This is a genomic window from Xanthomonas sp. Leaf148, from assembly GCF_001423585.1.
Classification (GTDB): Bacteria; Pseudomonadota; Gammaproteobacteria; order Xanthomonadales; family Xanthomonadaceae; genus Xanthomonas.
Window position 1 is genome coordinate 466,250 of the sequence record NZ_LMOP01000009.1, and the last position, 14,887, is coordinate 481,136.

The window sequence follows — 14,887 nt, forward strand, 5'->3', positions numbered from 1 at the left end:
GATCAGGCGTTCAGGGGAATGTAATGGCCGCTCCATCTCAAGATCACAACGACGGGCACGCTCCGGCGGCACATCGCCGCAATCACCAGCTGACGCAGTTCGGGCCGTGGCTGTATCTCGGCGCGCTGCTGGGCAGTGGCTGGTTGCTGTTCGTGCAGCCGTCCACCCGCGTCCTGCAGCCCGAACAGGCGGCCACCAGCTGGCTGCTGGCGTGGACGTTTGGCGGCATCGTGATCGGTGCGGTGGCGTGGAGCCTGCGTCTGGCGCGTCGCGGTCTGGCGCAGCCGGCGGCGACCTACCCGATGTCGGCACGCCTGCCCGAATCGTGGACCGATGCCTACGCGGCGCTGCTGCGCCCGGCGATTCCGGTCGCGCTTGCCACCCCCCGCCTCGACCCGACCGACACCCAGCGTGGCGCCGCCTGGCACCGCTTTGGCGCCGGCATGCTCAGCGCCGAAACTTTCGACCCCAACGATGCCACCCGCGCGCCGTGGGATGGGATGGATGCCCAGGCCTGCATCGCACGTCTGGACGAGGGACGCACCGCCTGGCAGAACGCCTCGGTCAACCGCGCGCTGCAGCAGGATCGCCGCTACTGGCTCGACGTGGTGCTGTCGCTGCTCGATCACGGTGTGATGCGCCCACTGCAGGACGGTTATCTGCCGGACACCGCCGCGCTGCGCACCGAGCGTTTCCTGCTGGGCGCCGATGCGGGCCCGGTGGTCCTGGCCGATGTACCGGCCCTGTTCTCGCGCCGTCTGGCACTGGCGATCGAAGCGATGCCGACCGCACAACGCGACGCGGCCGGCGTGCAGTGGCGGCTGCTGCAGCAACTGCATGCATTGGTGGCCGAAGGCCGCATGCTGGACGAGCGCTCGCAGGTGATCCAGGTGCTGGCATGGAACCCGGACGTGGACCTGGACCAGGTCGAAGTGGCCTACATCCTGGCCGCCGAATACCGCGAAGGCATGCGCGACTGGTTGCGTCGCGCTGCGCTGGTCCGTTTGCCCGACAGCGCCCTGCGTCTGGATGAAGTGCTGTTGTCGTCCTGCAGCCCGCTCGGCGCGCAGGCCGACGATGTGGACTACATGGAAGCGATGCGCCCGTTGCACCGCGGTTTCATGCAGTTGTTCAGTCAGCGCCTGAGCCAGCTGGTGCTGCAGGCCGAGCAGGCCGAACGTCAGGCCGGCCTGCATCCGCTGCCGCGCGCCACCACGGCCAGCGACGAAGTTTCTCAGGACTGGCCGGCGTAATCGTCGATCGGTTCCAGCACGCCGTAGCGCTCCTTGTGCGGCTTGCCGTGCAAGGGCGGCAGCGCTAGCGGCTCGTCGGGCACCGCGGTGTCCGGCAGCCGATCCAGCAGATCGCGGATCAGGCTCAGCCGGCCACGTTTCTGGTCGTTGAAGTCCACCAGCGTCCACGGCGCATCCGGAATATGGGTCACTTCGAGCATGCGCTCTCGGGCTGCGGTGTAATCGTCGTATTTGGTGCGCGATTGCAGATCCACAGGCGACAGCTTCCAGCCCTTGAGCGGGTCTTCGTGACGCTCGGCAAAGCGTTCTTCCTGCTCGGCCTGGTCCACGCACAACCAGTACTTGAACAGCAGAATGCCGTCATCGACCAGCATCTGTTCAAAGCGCGGCGCCTGCTCCAGAAACGCCTCGTATTGCGCGTCGGTGCAATAGCCCATCACCCGTTCCACGCCGGCGCGGTTGTACCAACTGCGGTCCATCAGGACCAACTCGCCGCCGGCCGGCAGATGCGTTACATAGCGCTGGAAATACCACTGCGTGCTTTCGCGGTCGTTGGGCTTGGGCAGCGCCACCACCCGGCACTGGCGCGGGTTGAGATGGCTGGCGATGGTCTGGATGACGCCACCCTTGCCGGCGGTGTCGCGGCCTTCCACCAGCACCAGGGCGCGTTGATTGGTGTGGCGCAGCCAGCGCGCCATGCCGACCAGCTCCAATTGCAGCGGTGCCAGCAACTTCTTGTAGGCCTTGCGTTTCAGGTGCGACATGCGGGTTCCGTTCGACGATCGAACCCGCAGGCTATTCGCCCAGCCGTGGACGCAATGTCGCCAGATTGCATGGCTTGGTGCGCGCATCCAGCTGCGCACGCATGATCTTTTCCCATGCCGTGCGGCACGCCGAGGTGGAGCCGGGCAGGCAGAACACGAAGCTGTGATTGGCCAGCCCCGCAAACGCGCGCGATTGCAGCGAAGACGTACCGATTTCTTCCACGCTGATGGCGCGGAACATCTCGCCGAAGCCCGGCATGATCTTGTCCAGCAGCGGTGTGATCGCCTCAGGCGTGCTGTCGCGGCCCGTAAAGCCAGTGCCGCCGGTGACCAGGATGCCGTCCACCTGCGCATCGGCAATCCACGCCGACACGACCGCACGCATGCGGTAACGGTCGTCCGCACACAGCGCACGGTCGTGCAGCACGTGGCCTTCCTGGGTGAGGGCGTCGGCCAGGTAATTGCCGGAGCGGTCGTCGGCCAGCGTGCGGCTGTCGGACACCGTCAGCACGCACAGGCGCAGGGGAATGAAGTCGGGAGTCGAAGGCATGCCGCAGCGTAACCAGCCGCAGCGGCCGGGTACAGCGCCGCGGCGTGAATTCGAGGATTAGAGTTCGAGCGTTGCATGTCGAATAGTGTTGAAAGTTGATCAGTGCTGGAAATTTCTAGCGTCAGCCATCATGTGCGCCGGAGCTTTCGGCGCGCAGGCACAAAATCCTTTCTTCTCAGGTGCCAGCGCAGTGACCAAAGCCCCTCTCCTGCGGGAGAGGGGTTGGGGTGAGGGTACGGGCGAAGCCTCAATGGCAACACTTGCTACATGGGTGAGCACAAGGTAGCAGCGATCAGCAGAGCCCCAAGCATCGGCAACCAGTTGCAGTCTGCGCATTGCAGGCTTGCTCGCCCCCCATCCGGCGCTGCGCGCCACCTTCTCCCGACGGCAGAAGGGAGCAGGTCCACCGGCAGTGTTTGGCCTAATGCCGCTGCAGTAAGAGCGGCTAACAAAACGTAGCGAGCAGTTGTCAGGTAGGCGTGGATGGCGCGCCCAGAACCGGAGTGTACGGAGCGATCCATACCGCACCGAGCACCGGCTGCGCCGGACTGGCGGCTGCACAGTAGTGTTGTCAGCGGCTCTAAATCGCGCCTTGAGCCACAGCGGCCCACACCATCGCTTCAGCGCTGCATCCCACCAGCCACCATCTAAACCCCCAACCAACCACGCTCCCGCGCCATCATCTGCAGCAGGGCCGCAAGATCGTCCGCAAACCCATCCATATCGAAAACGCCACTGCGCTGCCGTTGCTCAGCCAGCCGCGCACGCAGATCGGCCAACGCATCCGCATCGCTTGCCAATGCCACCGCCTTGGCCACAAACGCCGCATCGTCGGCCACGTTCATCTCTTCCAGCCCCAGATGCTGATTGAGGCTGCCCGCCACCCGCGCGGCAAACGTCTCGCCGGGCGTGGTCAGCACCGGACAACCCGCCCACAACGCATCGGAGGCGGTGGTGTGCGCGTTATAAGGATGCGTATCCAGAAACAAATCCGCGTGCCGGTAACGTGCCAGATACTGCGGGTGAGGCAACTTCGGCATGAAGACCAGGCGCTGCGCATCCACGCCCTGCGCCTGTGCTGTCGCTCGCAACCGCGCATCGGCCTGGCCCGGCCCCGACAACAGCCACAGCACGCTGCCGGCCACCGCATGCAGTACAGCCAGCATGCGCGCCATGCTGCGCGGATTGAGTTTGTAGCTATTGTTGAAACAGCAAAACACCGTGCCCTGCGCGGGTAACCCACACGCGGTGCGTGACTGCGGTTCGCCAGGCGTGCGCGTGGTGTCCGACGGCTGAAACGCGCGGTTCAAGCGCAGCACCTGCTCGCTGTAAAACGGCCCCAACGACGGTGGCAATGCAAACGCGTCGCCCAGTACGTAATCCATCCACGGTGCACCGGAGGTGCCCGGGTATGCCAGCCAATTGATCTGCAACGGCGCCGGCCGCAGCGCGAACACTTCCGGGCGTCCGCCACCGCCCCAGCCGCGCAGATCGAACAACACGTCGATGCCCTGCGCACGGATGTGCTGCGCGGTGGCCAGATGCCCAAGCGCGGTGACATCGTGCAGGGTCGTGGCCTGCGTCAAGCGCGCGCGAATCGCGCTGCCGTCGTCCTGGCTGGTCGCAAACAGGTGCAGCTGCAGCTCCGGTTGGCGCCGCTGCAATGCCTCCAACAATGCCACCGTCAACACACCGGTGGGATGTGCGCCGAAGCCATTGGATACGAAGCCCACGCGCAACCCGCCGCGGCTGCGTAGCGCAACTGGTGGCAGTGGCTGCAGGCTTGAAGCGATCGCCTGCGCACGCGTGCGCGCACAGGCCAGTTGCTCGGCCGCAGTGGCGTCTTCGCTCAGGAACGCGAACGGCTCCACCGCCGCCGCGCCCTGTGCCACGGCGTTGCGGACCTGCGCGGCCAAGGCATCCAGGCCGCGCCAATCGCATAAACGACGTCGCCAGTTGAGTAGCTGCGCGGCGATGTACGGCTCGTCGGGCAGCAGGTGATACGCGCGTGTATAGGCCGCTGCCGCTTGTTCCGGCTGATCGGCGTCTTCCAAGGCATGGCCCAGCCACAGCGCAATGCCCGGGTGCTGCGGCACCAGGTCCGATGCCTGCTGCAGCAGACGCGACGCCTCGGCGTGCCGCTGTTGCGCCCAACGCACGCGCCCAAGCCGCGCGATCGCTTCCGGGTGGCCGGGATGCAGGGCCAACGCGCGTTGCACGGCCAACTCGCCAGCAGCGATGCCGCCCATGCCGAGTTCGGCATCGGCCAGCATCAACCACGCAACGAAATCGCCGGGCTGCCGCTGTACCGCCTCGCGCAGCTGCAGCAGCTCGCGCGGGACGTTGGCACTCACGGGCTGTCGCTCAACCGCGCCAGTTCGTCGGCCTGATGCTCGTGCAGCAACCGTGCGACCAACGCATCCAGATCGCCTTCGATGATGTTGGGCAGGTCGTACAGGGTCAGCCCCTCCACGCGGTGGTCGGTGATGCGGCCCTGCGGAAAGCTGTAGGTGCGGATGCGCTGGCTGCGGTCGCCGCTGCCCACCTGCAACTTGCGCGTGTGCGCTTCGGCGGCCGCGGCCTTGCTGCGTTCGGCTTCCACCAATTGCGCCTTTAGGCGCTTCATCGCCTTGTCGCGATTGGCGTGCTGGCTGCGCTCGGTCTGGCATTCCACCACCACGCCGCTGGGCACGTGGGTGATGCGGATGGCCGATTCGGTCTTGTTGACGTGCTGGCCGCCGGCGCCGGACGAACGGAAGGTATCCACCTTCAAATCCGCCGGATTGATCACGATCTCTTCCACGTCGTCGGCTTCGGGAATGATCGCCACCGTCGCCGCCGAGGTATGGATACGGCCCTGCGACTCGGTTGCGGGCACACGTTGCACGCGATGGGTGCCGGATTCGAACTTCAGCCGCGAATACGCGCCGCGCCCGACCACGCGTGCCACCACTTCTTTATAGCCACCGTGCTCGCCGGGGCTGTCGGATTCGATTTCGACCTTCCAGCCCTGGCGCTCGGCATAGCGCGCGTACATGCGGAACAGGTCGCCGGCAAAGATCGCCGCCTCATCGCCGCCGGTGCCGGCGCGCACTTCCAGAAACAGGTTGCCGTCGTCGCGCGGATCGCGCGGGACCAGCAGCAATGCCAACTGCGCATCCAGTTCGTCCAGGCGCGCCTGTGCCGCAGCGATTTCCTCCTCGGCCAACTCGCGCATTTCCGGGTCGTTGCGCATGGCTTCGGCCGCGCTCAGGTCGGCCTTGGCGCGCGCCTCGTCTTCCAGCGCCACGGCCACCGGCTCCAGTTGCGACAGTTCGCGCGACAGGCTGCGGAACTTGTCGTTGTTGTTGACCACGTCCGGGTCGGACAACAGGTGCTGCAGTTCTTCGCGGCGCTCGGCCAGCGCTTCGAGCTTACGGCGCAGGGTCGGCGTCATCAGTCCTCACGATCGGGGTAGCTACAGGGGGATGTGGGTAACCGGGTTTTTCCGGGAACAGCCGGTCGGCCGCGCTGGTCAATTCCAGGTCGTTGTTGAGCGCGGCATCGCGCAGCGCGGCGGTCGGCGGGTGCAACAGGCGATTGGTCAGCGCATGCGCCAGTTGCTCCAGCACTTCGTCGGCCGGCTTGCCGTTGCTCAACTGTTGACGCGCCTTGGCCAGCAATTCGTCGCGGGTGCTGTCGCCGAACGCGCGCAGCCGCTTGAGCGGTGCCTGGCGCGCGTTGGCCTGCACGGTCTCGACATAGCGCGCCACCTGCAGGTCGATGATCGCCTCGGCCTGGTCTGCGGCTTCGCGGCGGCTGCGGCGGTTGTCTTCGACCGCGCGTTCAAGATCGTCCACGGTGTACAGGTAGGCATCGCTCAGCGTCGCCACCGAGGCTTCGATATCGCGCGGCACCGCCAGGTCGAACAACAGCATCGGCTTGCGTTTGCGCGCGCGCAGCGCCTGTTCCACCTGCACCCGCGTGATGACCGGCTCGCGCGCGGCGGTGGCCGAAAACACCACATCGGCCTCGGCCAGATGGCGTTCCAGATCCGTCAGCGGCAAGGCATAGCCGCCGTGCTGGCTGGCCAGTGTCTGCGCATGCGCAAGGGTGCGATTGGCGATCAACAGGCGCCGCACGCGGCCTTCGCTCAGGTGCTTGGCGGCCAGCTCGATGGTTTCGCCGGCGCCGACCAGCAACACGGTCGATTCGTTGAGCCGGGCAAAGGACTCCTGTGCCAGGCGCACGGCTGTGGAGGCCACCGACACCGGGTTGGCGCCGACACGGGTATCGGTCCGCGCGCGCTTGGCTACCGAAAAGGTCTGCTGGAACAACCGATCCAACCCGCTGCCCAGTGCGCCATGCGCGCGCGCCACCGCCCAGGCATCTTTCACCTGGCCCAGGATCTGCGGCTCGCCCAGCACCATCGAATCCAGCCCGGTAGCGACCCGGAACAGGTGGCGCACCGCGTCGGCATCCTGATGCTGGTACAGATAGCTACTCAGTCCCGGCGCATGCGCGTCCAGCCAGCCGGCCAGCGCCTGCACGTCGTCGGCCATCGCATACAGCTCGGTGCGGTTGCAGGTGGACAGCAGCGCGGCCTCACGCACCTGCGGCAAGGCCCGCAACGATTCGAGCGCGCGCGGCAGCGCGTCACCTGCGAACGCCGCGCGTTCGCGCAGGTCCACAGGTGCGGTCTGGTGATTCAGTCCGAGCACCCACAACGTCATTGTTCAGTTGCTTGCGATAAGCTGGCGGCCATTCAGGGCCCCATTTTACGGCCCGGTTGCCCCCGATGCCTGTACCGATTCGCATCCTGAGTGTTCTTTTGCTGGTAGCAGTGTCCGCCAACGCCACGGCAGCACCCAAAAAAGCACCGCCCGCTCCACCCGCCAGCAGTGCCGGCGCCACCTCGCTGGAACCTGTGCTCGCCGGCGAATTCGCCTTGCAGGCCGGGCAGCTGGACGAAGCTGCACGCGCCTATCTGGACGCCGCCAAGGCCGAAGCCGGCGACGCCGGGCTGGCTGAACGCGCCGCCCGTATTGCAATGCTGGCCAATGACGACCCGCGTGCCATCGAAGCCCTGGCGCTGTGGCGCGCCCGCGCGCCGGCCTCAATGTCGATGCGCAGCACCGAAGCCTCGCTGGCCCTGCGCCGCAACGATCTGCGCACCGCGCGCCGCGACTTGCTCGGCCTGCTCAAAGAACCCGACCCGCGCGGCTGGCGCTTTGCATTGATCGCGCTGGCCAATGGCGGCCGCGAGCCGGAAGCCTCGGCCGACGTGCTCGAAGACCTGGTCAAGGCCGGCGCCATCCCCAACCAGATTGAGGTGTGGCAGGAATTCGGCCGGCTCGCGCTGCGTATGGAGCGCCCGGCGCTGGCCAAACGCATCGTCGACGAAGTGGTGCGCCGCTTCCCCGAGGAGCCGCGCGTGGCCTTGCTGCATGCCACCCAGCTGCAGCAGGAAGGCAAGAACGACGAAGCGCTGGCGCTGCTGAAGAACGTCGAGCCGCAGGCAGTGAAGGATTCCGAACTGCGCGGCGCGCTGGCCTTCGCCTACGACGCCATGGGCCAGACCGAAGCGGCGGCGCGCGTGCTGTCCACCGGCCCGCAGGACACCCAGACCTACGGCCTGCGCGCGTCCATGCTCGCCAAAGAGAAGGACCGCACCGCGTTGGAGGCGCTGTATGGCGAGCTCAAGAGCAACGCCACCAAGCCCGACCCGGATCGCCGCCTGCTGCTGGGCAAGATCGCCGAATTCCTCAAGCGTTACGACGAAGCGGTGGAGTGGTACCGCGGCGTACCCGGCGGGCCGCAGATGAGCGAAGCCCGCTTGCGCGCCGCCAGCGCGCTGTACGAGCTGGGCCGCAAGCCCGAAGCCTTGGCCGAAGTACGGGCATTGCAGGGCGATGCCAGCGCCGACGACGATGCCCGTCGCGATGCCTATGTGCTGGAAGCCGAGCTGCATCAGCGCGCCGACGACGCCCCGGGCGAGCTGGATGCCTTCGAACGTGGCTTGGCCGCCTATCCGGACGACAGCGCGCTGCTGTACGCCCGCGGCCTGGCCTGGGAGCGTCGCGACGATGTGGCGCGCGCCGAGGCCGACCTGCGCAAGATCCTGGTCGCCGAGCCGGAAAACGTGGCGGCCTTGAACGCGCTGGGCTACACCCTGGCCGACCGCACCACCCGCTATAAGGAAGCGCTGGCGCTGATCGATCGCGCCCGCACCGCCGACCCGGACAACCCGGCTATCGTCGACAGCTATGGCTGGGTGCTGTATCGCATGGGCCGCAACAAGGAAGCGCTGGTGCAGCTGCGCCGTGCCTGGGCGCTGGTCAAGGACCCGGAGATTGCCGCGCACGTGGGCGAGGTGCTGTGGGTCAGCGGCAAGCAGGACGAGGCGCGGCGCTACTTCGACGAAGCCCGCCGGTTGGATCCTGACAACCGCGCGCTGCAACGCGCCGTGGAAAAGTTCGGGCTATGAGCGCTGCACGACGCGCGCTGGCCCTGAGCGGGCTGGTGCTGGTCGGCCTGTCCGGCTGCGTCAGCATGCCGCGCGGGCAGGGCGGCGGCGCGGCGGTGGTCGAGCGCGTCTCCGATGAAGCGCGTAACGCCGAAGCTGCGCGCCAGGCCTGGTTGCAGGCCCACCCGCAGTGGTCGTTCCAGGGGCGGGTGGCGATCAGCAAGGACCGCAACGGCGGCAGCGGGCGCATCGACTGGCAGCAGAACGGCCCGCAGTACCGCGTGCAGCTCAGTGCCCCGGTGACCCGGCAGAGCTGGGTGCTCACCGGCGATACCACCACCGGCGCTGGTCGGCTCGAAGGGCTGGACGGCGGTCCGCGCAGCGGCCCAGATGCCGAACAGGTTTTGCTGGAAGCGACCGGCTGGACCATCCCGGTCAATCAGATGCCGGACTGGGTGCGCGCGCTGCGCATTGCCGATGCCGGCGCGCAGCGCGTCGATCTCGACGCTGCCGGGCGCCCACGCACCGTGCAACAGGATGGCTGGACCATCGAATTTCTCGCTTGGGCGCCGGCCAGCGACGGCCAGCCCGCGCTGCCGCAGCGCATCGAAGCCCATAACGGCAGCGCCAAGGTCCGCCTGTTGGTCGATCAGTGGACGGTATCGCCCTGATGGCAGCGCTGGATAGCTGGTCGGCGTGGCCTGCGCCGGCCAAGCTGAACCTGTTTCTGCAGATCGTCGGGCGCCGTGCCGACGGCTACCACCTGCTGCAGACCGTGTTCCGGCTGCTGGACTGGGGGGACACCATTCATCTTCGTTTGCGCAGCGACGGCCTGATCCGGCGCATCGGCGACAGTTTGCCTGGCGTTGCCGAAGACGATGACCTGGTGATCCGCGCCGCGCGCCTGCTGCAATCGTCTACCGGCACCCGGGCGGGCGCGGAGATCCGTCTCGACAAGCGCATTCCCGCCGGTGGCGGATTTGGCGGCGGCTCGTCGGACGCGGCAACCGTGCTGGTCGCGCTCAATGCCTTATGGCGCCTGGGCTTGCCCGTCGATGCATTGGCCGCGCTGGGCCTGCGGCTGGGCGCGGACGTGCCGGTGTTCGTCCGCGGACACAACGCCTGGGCCGAAGGCGTGGGCGAGCAACTCACCCCGATTGCGCTTCCCGACGCCGCCTATGTGCTGGTCGATCCAGGCGTTCACGTGCCGACGCCGGCGTTATTTCAATCACAGGAATTGACGCGGGATGCTGCGCCCGTGAAAATAGCGGACTTCGCTTCCGGTTCTCTGCTCGACAATGCGTTCGAGCCGGTCCTGCGGCGCCGCGAACCTGCCGTCGAGGCCGTGTTCCAGGCGTTGTCCCAGATCGGCACGCCACGTTTGACCGGGTCAGGGAGTGGGTGTTTCGTCGAATTCGCCACGCGCGCTGCTGCAGAGCAGGCCTTGGCGCAATTGCCGGACAGCCTGCGGGCGTGGGTGGTGGAGGGTGCAGCGCACTCGCCATTGCTCGACGCACTGGACGCAACAAAGGTTTGATGCAGGGGCGTCGCCAAGAGGCCCAAGGCACCAGGTTTTGATCCTGGCATTCGTAGGTTCGAATCCTACCGCCCCTGCCAATGTACCGATGCAGGTCGCCCTGCAAGAGTTGTAGACGCAGATTCTTCTGCAAACGCCCGCACATCCACGTGCGGAGATCGAGGAACGGCCGGGCAACGGCTTGGCTCGTCTGCTCTTTCACCGACCCGCACGCTCTATCGCCGCCGCCTGAGAGATCCCATGCAAGACCAACGTAATCTGCTGGTGTTCTCCGGCAATGCCAACAAGCCGCTTGCCCAGAGCATCTGCAAGGAGCTGGGCGTTCGCATGGGCAAGGCGCTGGTCACGCGCTTTTCCGATGGCGAAGTGCAGGTCGAGATCGAAGAAAGCGTGCGCCGGCAGGAAGTGTTCGTCATCCAGCCGACCTGCGCGCCGAGCGCGGAAAACCTGATGGAGCTGCTGGTGCTGATCGACGCGCTCAAGCGCGCCAGCGCAGCCTCGGTGACTGCGGTGATTCCGTATTTCGGCTATTCGCGTCAGGACCGTCGCATGCGCTCCTCGCGCGTGCCGATCACCGCCAAGGTCGCCGCCAAGATGATCTGCGCGATGGAGGCCGACCGCGTGTTGACGGTCGACCTGCATGCCGACCAGATCCAAGGCTTCTTCGATGTCCCGGTCGACAATGTCTACGCCTCGCCGCTGCTGCTGGCCGACATCTGGCGCGCCTACGGCACCGACAACCTGATCGTGGTCTCGCCCGACGTGGGTGGTGTGGTGCGCGCGCGCGCCGTCGCCAAGCGCCTGGACGACGCCGATCTGGCCATCATCGACAAGCGCCGTCCGCGCGCCAATGTCGCCACCGTGATGAACATCATCGGCGACGTGCAGGGCAAGACCTGCGTGCTGGTCGACGACCTGGTCGATACCGCCGGCACCTTGTGTGCGGCCGCCGCAGCGCTCAAGCAGCGCGGCGCGCTCAAGGTGGTGGCCTATATCACCCATCCGGTGCTGTCCGGCCCGGCGGTGGATAACATCAATAACTCGCAGCTCGACGAGCTGGTGGTCACCGACACGATCCCGTTGAACGAAGCGGCGCGTACCTGCCCGAAGATTCGTCAGCTGAGCGTGGCCGAACTGCTGGCAGAGACCATTCGCCGCATCGCTTTCGGCGAATCGGTCAGCTCGCTCTACGTCGACTGATATCCCATTCGGCGCCCGGATCTACGGGTGCCGTACTACGTCTCTCCTGGTCGCGGGTGAGACGCTTCATCGCCGCGAGGCGGTATTCCAATCTAGGTAGTGAAACAACATGGCAAAGACTCACGAAATCAAGGTCGAGCGCCGCGCGAACGAGGGGAAGGGTGCGAGCCGCCGCCTACGTCACGCTGGCGTCATTCCGGCCATCGTTTACGGTGGCGAACTCGAGCCGGTCAGCATCCAGCTCAACCATGAGCAGATCTGGCTCGCCCAGCAAAACGAGTGGTTCTACTCGTCGATCCTGGACCTGAACCTCAATGGCGACGTGCAGCAGGTGCTGCTGCGTGACATGCAGCGCCATCCGTTCAAGCAGTTGATCATCCACATCGACTTCCAGCGCGTCAGCGCCAACGAGAAGCTCAGCGCCGCGGTGCCGTTGCACTTCGTCAACGAAGCAACTTCGCCGGCTGGTAAGTCGAGCGAAGTGGTCGTGACCCACGAGCTCAACGAAGTCCAGGTGGTCTGCCTGCCGAAGGATCTGCCGGAGTTCATCGAAGTCGACCTCGGTGCGCTGGAAGTGGGCAACGTGATCCACTTGTCCGAAATCAAGCTGCCGGCCGGTGTGGAAATCCCCGAGCTGAAGCTGGGCAAGGAACACGATGTCGCCGTGGTTGCTGCCAAGCACGTGCGTATCGAAGAAGAAGACGCTGCCGGTGAAGAAGGCAGCGAAGGCGCAGAAACCAAGTAATCCGTCGGCCGATTCCTCGCCTGCGCGGGGAATCGGCTGCGGTGACTGGCATGTCTGCACTTCGGCTGATCGTCGGGCTCGGCAATCCGGGTCCGGAATACGCGCAAACCCGGCATAACGCCGGGTTTCGTTTCGTCGATGCCCTCATCGAGCGCAGTGGCGCCCGCTGGGGTCTGGACAGCAAGTTGTTCGGCGAAACGGCCAAGGTCGATATCGCAGGACAGCCGGTCTGGCTGCTCAAGCCGGCCACTTTCATGAATCTCAGCGGCAAATCGATCACCGCCGCCCTGCGGTTCTGGAAGATCGAACCGGAGCAGATGCTCGTCGCACACGACGAACTGGATCTGGCGCCGGGCACGGCACGGCTCAAGTTCGACGGCGGACACGGTGGGCAGAACGGCCTGCGTGACACGATCCGCCTGCTCGGGCACGGCAAATTTCACCGCTTGCGCGTCGGCATCGGTCACCCTGGTCACAAGGACCGTGTGGTGCCGTGGGTGCTGGGGCGGGCAGGGCGTGACGACGATGCTGCGATCGGTAGTGCGGTGGATGCGGCCATCGATGTCCTGCCGCTGGCGATGGACGGCAATTTCAACGAAGCGATGAAGCGGCTGCATACCGCCAGGGACGCGTGATTGGGGAGTGGGGATTCGCAGCCGTAGGCGACGAATCTCCACTCCCGAATCCCGAATCCCGGATGTGACCCATGGGTATCAAATGCGGCATCGTCGGCCTGCCCAACGTCGGCAAGTCGACCCTGTTCAATGCGCTGACCAAGGCGGGCATCGCTGCGGCCAACTTTCCGTTCTGCACCATCGAGCCGAACGTCGGCATCGTGCCGGTGCCGGATCCGCGCCTCAACCAGCTGGCCGAGATCGTCAAGCCGCAAAAGCTGATTCCCACCGCGGTCGAGTTCGTCGATATCGCCGGCCTGGTTGCCGGTGCGGCGAGCGGCGAAGGGCTGGGTAACAAGTTCCTGGCGCACATTCGCGAGGTCGATGCGATCACCCACGTGGTGCGTTGCTTCGAGAACGACGACGTCATCCACGTCAACAACAAGGTCGACCCGATCGCCGATATCGAAACCATCGATACCGAGCTGGCGTTGGCCGACCTGGACAGCGTGGAAAAAGCGCTCAATCGCGCCGAACGCAGTGCCAAGGGCGGCGACAAGGACGCAGCGGCACGCAAGCCGGTGCTGGCCAAGTTGCAGGCCGCGCTGGCCGAGGGTAAATCCGGCCGTGCAGCGGGTCTGGACGAGGAAGAGAAGGCGCTGGTGCGCGATCTGTTCCTGTTGACGCTCAAGCCGGTGCTGTACATCGCCAACGTGCTCGAAGACGGCTTTGAAAATAATCCGCACCTGGACGCAGTGCGCGCGCATGCCGCCGCTGAAGGTGCAGAAGTGGTGCCGGTCTCGGCTGCCATCGAAGAAGAACTGTCCCAGCTCGACGACGAGGACCGCGACACCTTCCTCGCCGATCTCGGCCTGAGCGAGCCTGGTCTGAATCGCGTCATTCGCGCGGCCTACAAGCTGCTCGGCCTGCAGACCTACTTCACTGCGGGCGTCAAGGAAGTGCGCGCGTGGACGGTCAGGGCCGGCTCCACTGCACCGCAGGCGGCGGCGGTCATTCATACCGATTTCGAGAAGGGCTTCATTCGCGCCGAGACGATCGGCTTCGATGATTTCATCAAGTATCGCGGCGAAGCTGGCGCGCGCGACGCGGGTCGTCTGCGCCTGGAAGGCAAGGAATACCGGGTCCAGGAAGGCGACGTGCTGCACTTCCGTTTCAACGTCTGATCCGGTGCGCGCGGCGCTGAGCGTCGCGCGTATCCAGTAGTGACGAAGAGTTCAAAATTTTTGTTGACACCGGGTGCGTCCCACAACAAAATAACGGGCTGCTTCACCCCGAACCGATTCGCCTCACGGCGCAACGGTACGGTAGTAAAAGCTGGAGGGATACCCAAGCGGCCAACGGGGGCAGACTGTAAATCTGCTGGCTTACGCCTTCGGTGGTTCGAATCCACCTCCCTCCACCAGTTTCACGTTGTGGCATGCAGTTCCCGGCGCGGGAGTAGTTCAACGGTAGAACCTCAGCCTTCCAAGCTGATGGTGCGGGTTCGATTCCCGTCTCCCGCTCCATTGAACGCAAATGCATGGCATAATGCAAAACTCGCTCACGTAGCTCAGTCGGTAGAGCACCTCCTTGGTAAGGAGGAGGTCGAAGGTTCGATTCCTTTCGTGAGCACCATTACTCAATCGTCTTAAACTCCAAACGATTACCGAGACCTGCACCCATGGCAAAAGCTAAATTCGAGCGCAACAAGCTGCACGTCAATGTCGGCACCATTGGTCACGTTGACCATGGCAAGACCACGTTGACCGCTGCGCTGAC

General features: G+C 65.6%; 14 protein-coding genes, 4 tRNA genes and 1 other RNA gene. 13 read left to right on the forward strand and 6 right to left on the reverse strand.

Going from position 1 to position 14,887, the window contains the following annotated elements; genetic code table 11:
• The first annotated feature begins 23 nt into the window (after nt 1-23).
• Nucleotides 24-1,253, forward strand: coding sequence for a hypothetical protein (locus tag ASF90_RS14265; RefSeq protein WP_055851318.1), 1,230 nt, complete (start codon nt 24-26; stop codon nt 1,251-1,253).
• On the opposite strand, the gene ppk2 is transcribed toward ASF90_RS14265, so the two are convergent.
• The 6 genes from ppk2 to hemA form a co-directional block, all read right to left on the reverse strand.
• Nucleotides 1,235-2,017 carry a polyphosphate kinase 2 gene (gene ppk2 / locus ASF90_RS14270; RefSeq protein ID WP_055851321.1) on the reverse strand — a complete coding sequence of 261 codons (783 nt, stop codon included), beginning with the start codon at nt 2,015-2,017 and terminating at the stop codon, nt 1,235-1,237. The genes ASF90_RS14265 and ppk2 overlap by 19 nt on opposite strands.
• A gap of 31 nt (nt 2,018-2,048) precedes the next feature.
• The gene (gene moaB, locus ASF90_RS14275; protein ID WP_055851324.1) at nt 2,049-2,567 is read right to left on the reverse strand and encodes a molybdenum cofactor biosynthesis protein B; all 519 of its coding nucleotides are present in this window, start codon (nt 2,565-2,567) and stop codon (nt 2,049-2,051) included.
• Between the two features lie 443 nt (nt 2,568-3,010).
• Nucleotides 3,011-3,088: non-coding RNA, sX9 sRNA (locus ASF90_RS22440), on the reverse strand.
• Nucleotides 3,089-3,214: 126 nt separating this feature from the next.
• Complete coding sequence (locus ASF90_RS14280) at nt 3,215-4,921, reverse strand: tetratricopeptide repeat protein (protein ID WP_055851328.1); 1,707 nt, start codon at nt 4,919-4,921, stop codon at nt 3,215-3,217.
• On the reverse strand, nt 4,918-6,003 hold the full coding sequence (gene prfA / locus ASF90_RS14285; RefSeq protein ID WP_055851331.1) for a peptide chain release factor 1: 1,086 nt from the start codon (nt 6,001-6,003) through the stop codon (nt 4,918-4,920). Before prfA ends, ASF90_RS14280 begins: the two co-directional genes overlap by 4 nt.
• Nucleotides 5,981-7,279 carry a glutamyl-tRNA reductase gene (gene hemA / locus ASF90_RS14290; RefSeq protein ID WP_055851334.1) on the reverse strand — a complete coding sequence of 433 codons (1,299 nt, stop codon included), beginning with the start codon at nt 7,277-7,279 and terminating at the stop codon, nt 5,981-5,983. Before hemA ends, prfA begins: the two co-directional genes overlap by 23 nt.
• Nucleotides 7,280-7,344: 65 nt before the next feature.
• On the opposite strand from hemA, the gene ASF90_RS14295 reads away from it, so the two are divergent.
• From ASF90_RS14295 to ASF90_RS14350, 12 genes are all read left to right on the forward strand, one after another.
• On the forward strand, nt 7,345-9,033 hold the full coding sequence (locus ASF90_RS14295) for a tetratricopeptide repeat protein (RefSeq protein WP_055851337.1): 1,689 nt from the start codon (nt 7,345-7,347) through the stop codon (nt 9,031-9,033).
• Nucleotides 9,030-9,683 (forward strand): lipoprotein insertase outer membrane protein LolB, encoded by a 654-nt coding sequence (gene lolB / locus ASF90_RS14300; RefSeq protein ID WP_055851339.1) that lies wholly within the window; start codon nt 9,030-9,032, stop codon nt 9,681-9,683. Before ASF90_RS14295 ends, lolB begins: the two co-directional genes overlap by 4 nt.
• Nucleotides 9,665-10,549 carry a 4-(cytidine 5'-diphospho)-2-C-methyl-D-erythritol kinase gene (gene ispE, locus ASF90_RS14305; protein WP_055851342.1) on the forward strand — a complete coding sequence of 295 codons (885 nt, stop codon included), beginning with the start codon at nt 9,665-9,667 and terminating at the stop codon, nt 10,547-10,549. Before lolB ends, ispE begins: the two co-directional genes overlap by 19 nt.
• Nucleotides 10,550-10,552: 3 nt before the next feature.
• Nucleotides 10,553-10,629, forward strand: a tRNA-Gln gene (locus ASF90_RS14310).
• 160 nt (nt 10,630-10,789) lie between these two features.
• Complete coding sequence (locus ASF90_RS14315) at nt 10,790-11,749, forward strand: ribose-phosphate diphosphokinase (RefSeq protein ID WP_055851346.1); 960 nt, start codon at nt 10,790-10,792, stop codon at nt 11,747-11,749.
• Nucleotides 11,750-11,858: 109 nt separating this feature from the next.
• Nucleotides 11,859-12,494, forward strand: coding sequence for a 50S ribosomal protein L25/general stress protein Ctc (locus ASF90_RS14320; protein ID WP_023902813.1), 636 nt, complete (start codon nt 11,859-11,861; stop codon nt 12,492-12,494).
• A 50-nt stretch (nt 12,495-12,544) separates the two neighbouring features.
• Complete coding sequence (pth, locus tag ASF90_RS14325; RefSeq protein WP_055851348.1) at nt 12,545-13,129, forward strand: aminoacyl-tRNA hydrolase; 585 nt, start codon at nt 12,545-12,547, stop codon at nt 13,127-13,129.
• 71 nt (nt 13,130-13,200) lie between these two features.
• A complete protein-coding gene (gene ychF / locus ASF90_RS14330; protein ID WP_055851351.1) occupies nt 13,201-14,292 on the forward strand; it encodes a redox-regulated ATPase YchF in 1,092 nt (363 codons plus the stop codon).
• A gap of 153 nt (nt 14,293-14,445) precedes the next feature.
• A tRNA-Tyr gene (locus ASF90_RS14335) sits at nt 14,446-14,531 on the forward strand.
• Nucleotides 14,532-14,560: 29 nt separating this feature from the next.
• Nucleotides 14,561-14,634, forward strand: a tRNA-Gly gene (locus ASF90_RS14340).
• 33 nt (nt 14,635-14,667) lie between these two features.
• A tRNA-Thr gene (locus ASF90_RS14345) sits at nt 14,668-14,743 on the forward strand.
• Nucleotides 14,744-14,789: 46 nt separating this feature from the next.
• A partial coding sequence (locus tag ASF90_RS14350) for a GTP-binding protein (RefSeq protein WP_153066014.1) occupies nt 14,790-14,887 on the forward strand: 98 nt, incomplete at its 3' end.

What these genes read in the sequence shown, in the direction of transcription:
- ASF90_RS14265 (WP_055851318.1), top strand. Translation starts at nt 24, where the DNA reads ATGGCCGCTCCATCTCAAGATCACAACGACGGGCACGCTCCGGCGGCA.
- ppk2 (WP_055851321.1), bottom strand. Translation starts at nt 2,017, where the DNA reads ATGTCGCACCTGAAACGCAAGGCCTACAAGAAGTTGCTGGCACCGCTG.
- moaB (WP_055851324.1), bottom strand. Translation starts at nt 2,567, where the DNA reads ATGCCTTCGACTCCCGACTTCATTCCCCTGCGCCTGTGCGTGCTGACG.
- prfA (WP_055851331.1), bottom strand. Translation starts at nt 6,003, where the DNA reads ATGACGCCGACCCTGCGCCGTAAGCTCGAAGCGCTGGCCGAGCGCCGC.
- hemA (WP_055851334.1), bottom strand. Translation starts at nt 7,279, where the DNA reads ATGACGTTGTGGGTGCTCGGACTGAATCACCAGACCGCACCTGTGGAC.
- ASF90_RS14295 (WP_055851337.1), top strand. Translation starts at nt 7,345, where the DNA reads ATGCCTGTACCGATTCGCATCCTGAGTGTTCTTTTGCTGGTAGCAGTG.
- lolB (WP_055851339.1), top strand. Translation starts at nt 9,030, where the DNA reads ATGAGCGCTGCACGACGCGCGCTGGCCCTGAGCGGGCTGGTGCTGGTC.
- ASF90_RS14315 (WP_055851346.1), top strand. Translation starts at nt 10,790, where the DNA reads ATGCAAGACCAACGTAATCTGCTGGTGTTCTCCGGCAATGCCAACAAG.
- ASF90_RS14320 (WP_023902813.1), top strand. Translation starts at nt 11,859, where the DNA reads ATGGCAAAGACTCACGAAATCAAGGTCGAGCGCCGCGCGAACGAGGGG.
- pth (WP_055851348.1), top strand. Translation starts at nt 12,545, where the DNA reads ATGTCTGCACTTCGGCTGATCGTCGGGCTCGGCAATCCGGGTCCGGAA.
- ychF (WP_055851351.1), top strand. Translation starts at nt 13,201, where the DNA reads ATGGGTATCAAATGCGGCATCGTCGGCCTGCCCAACGTCGGCAAGTCG.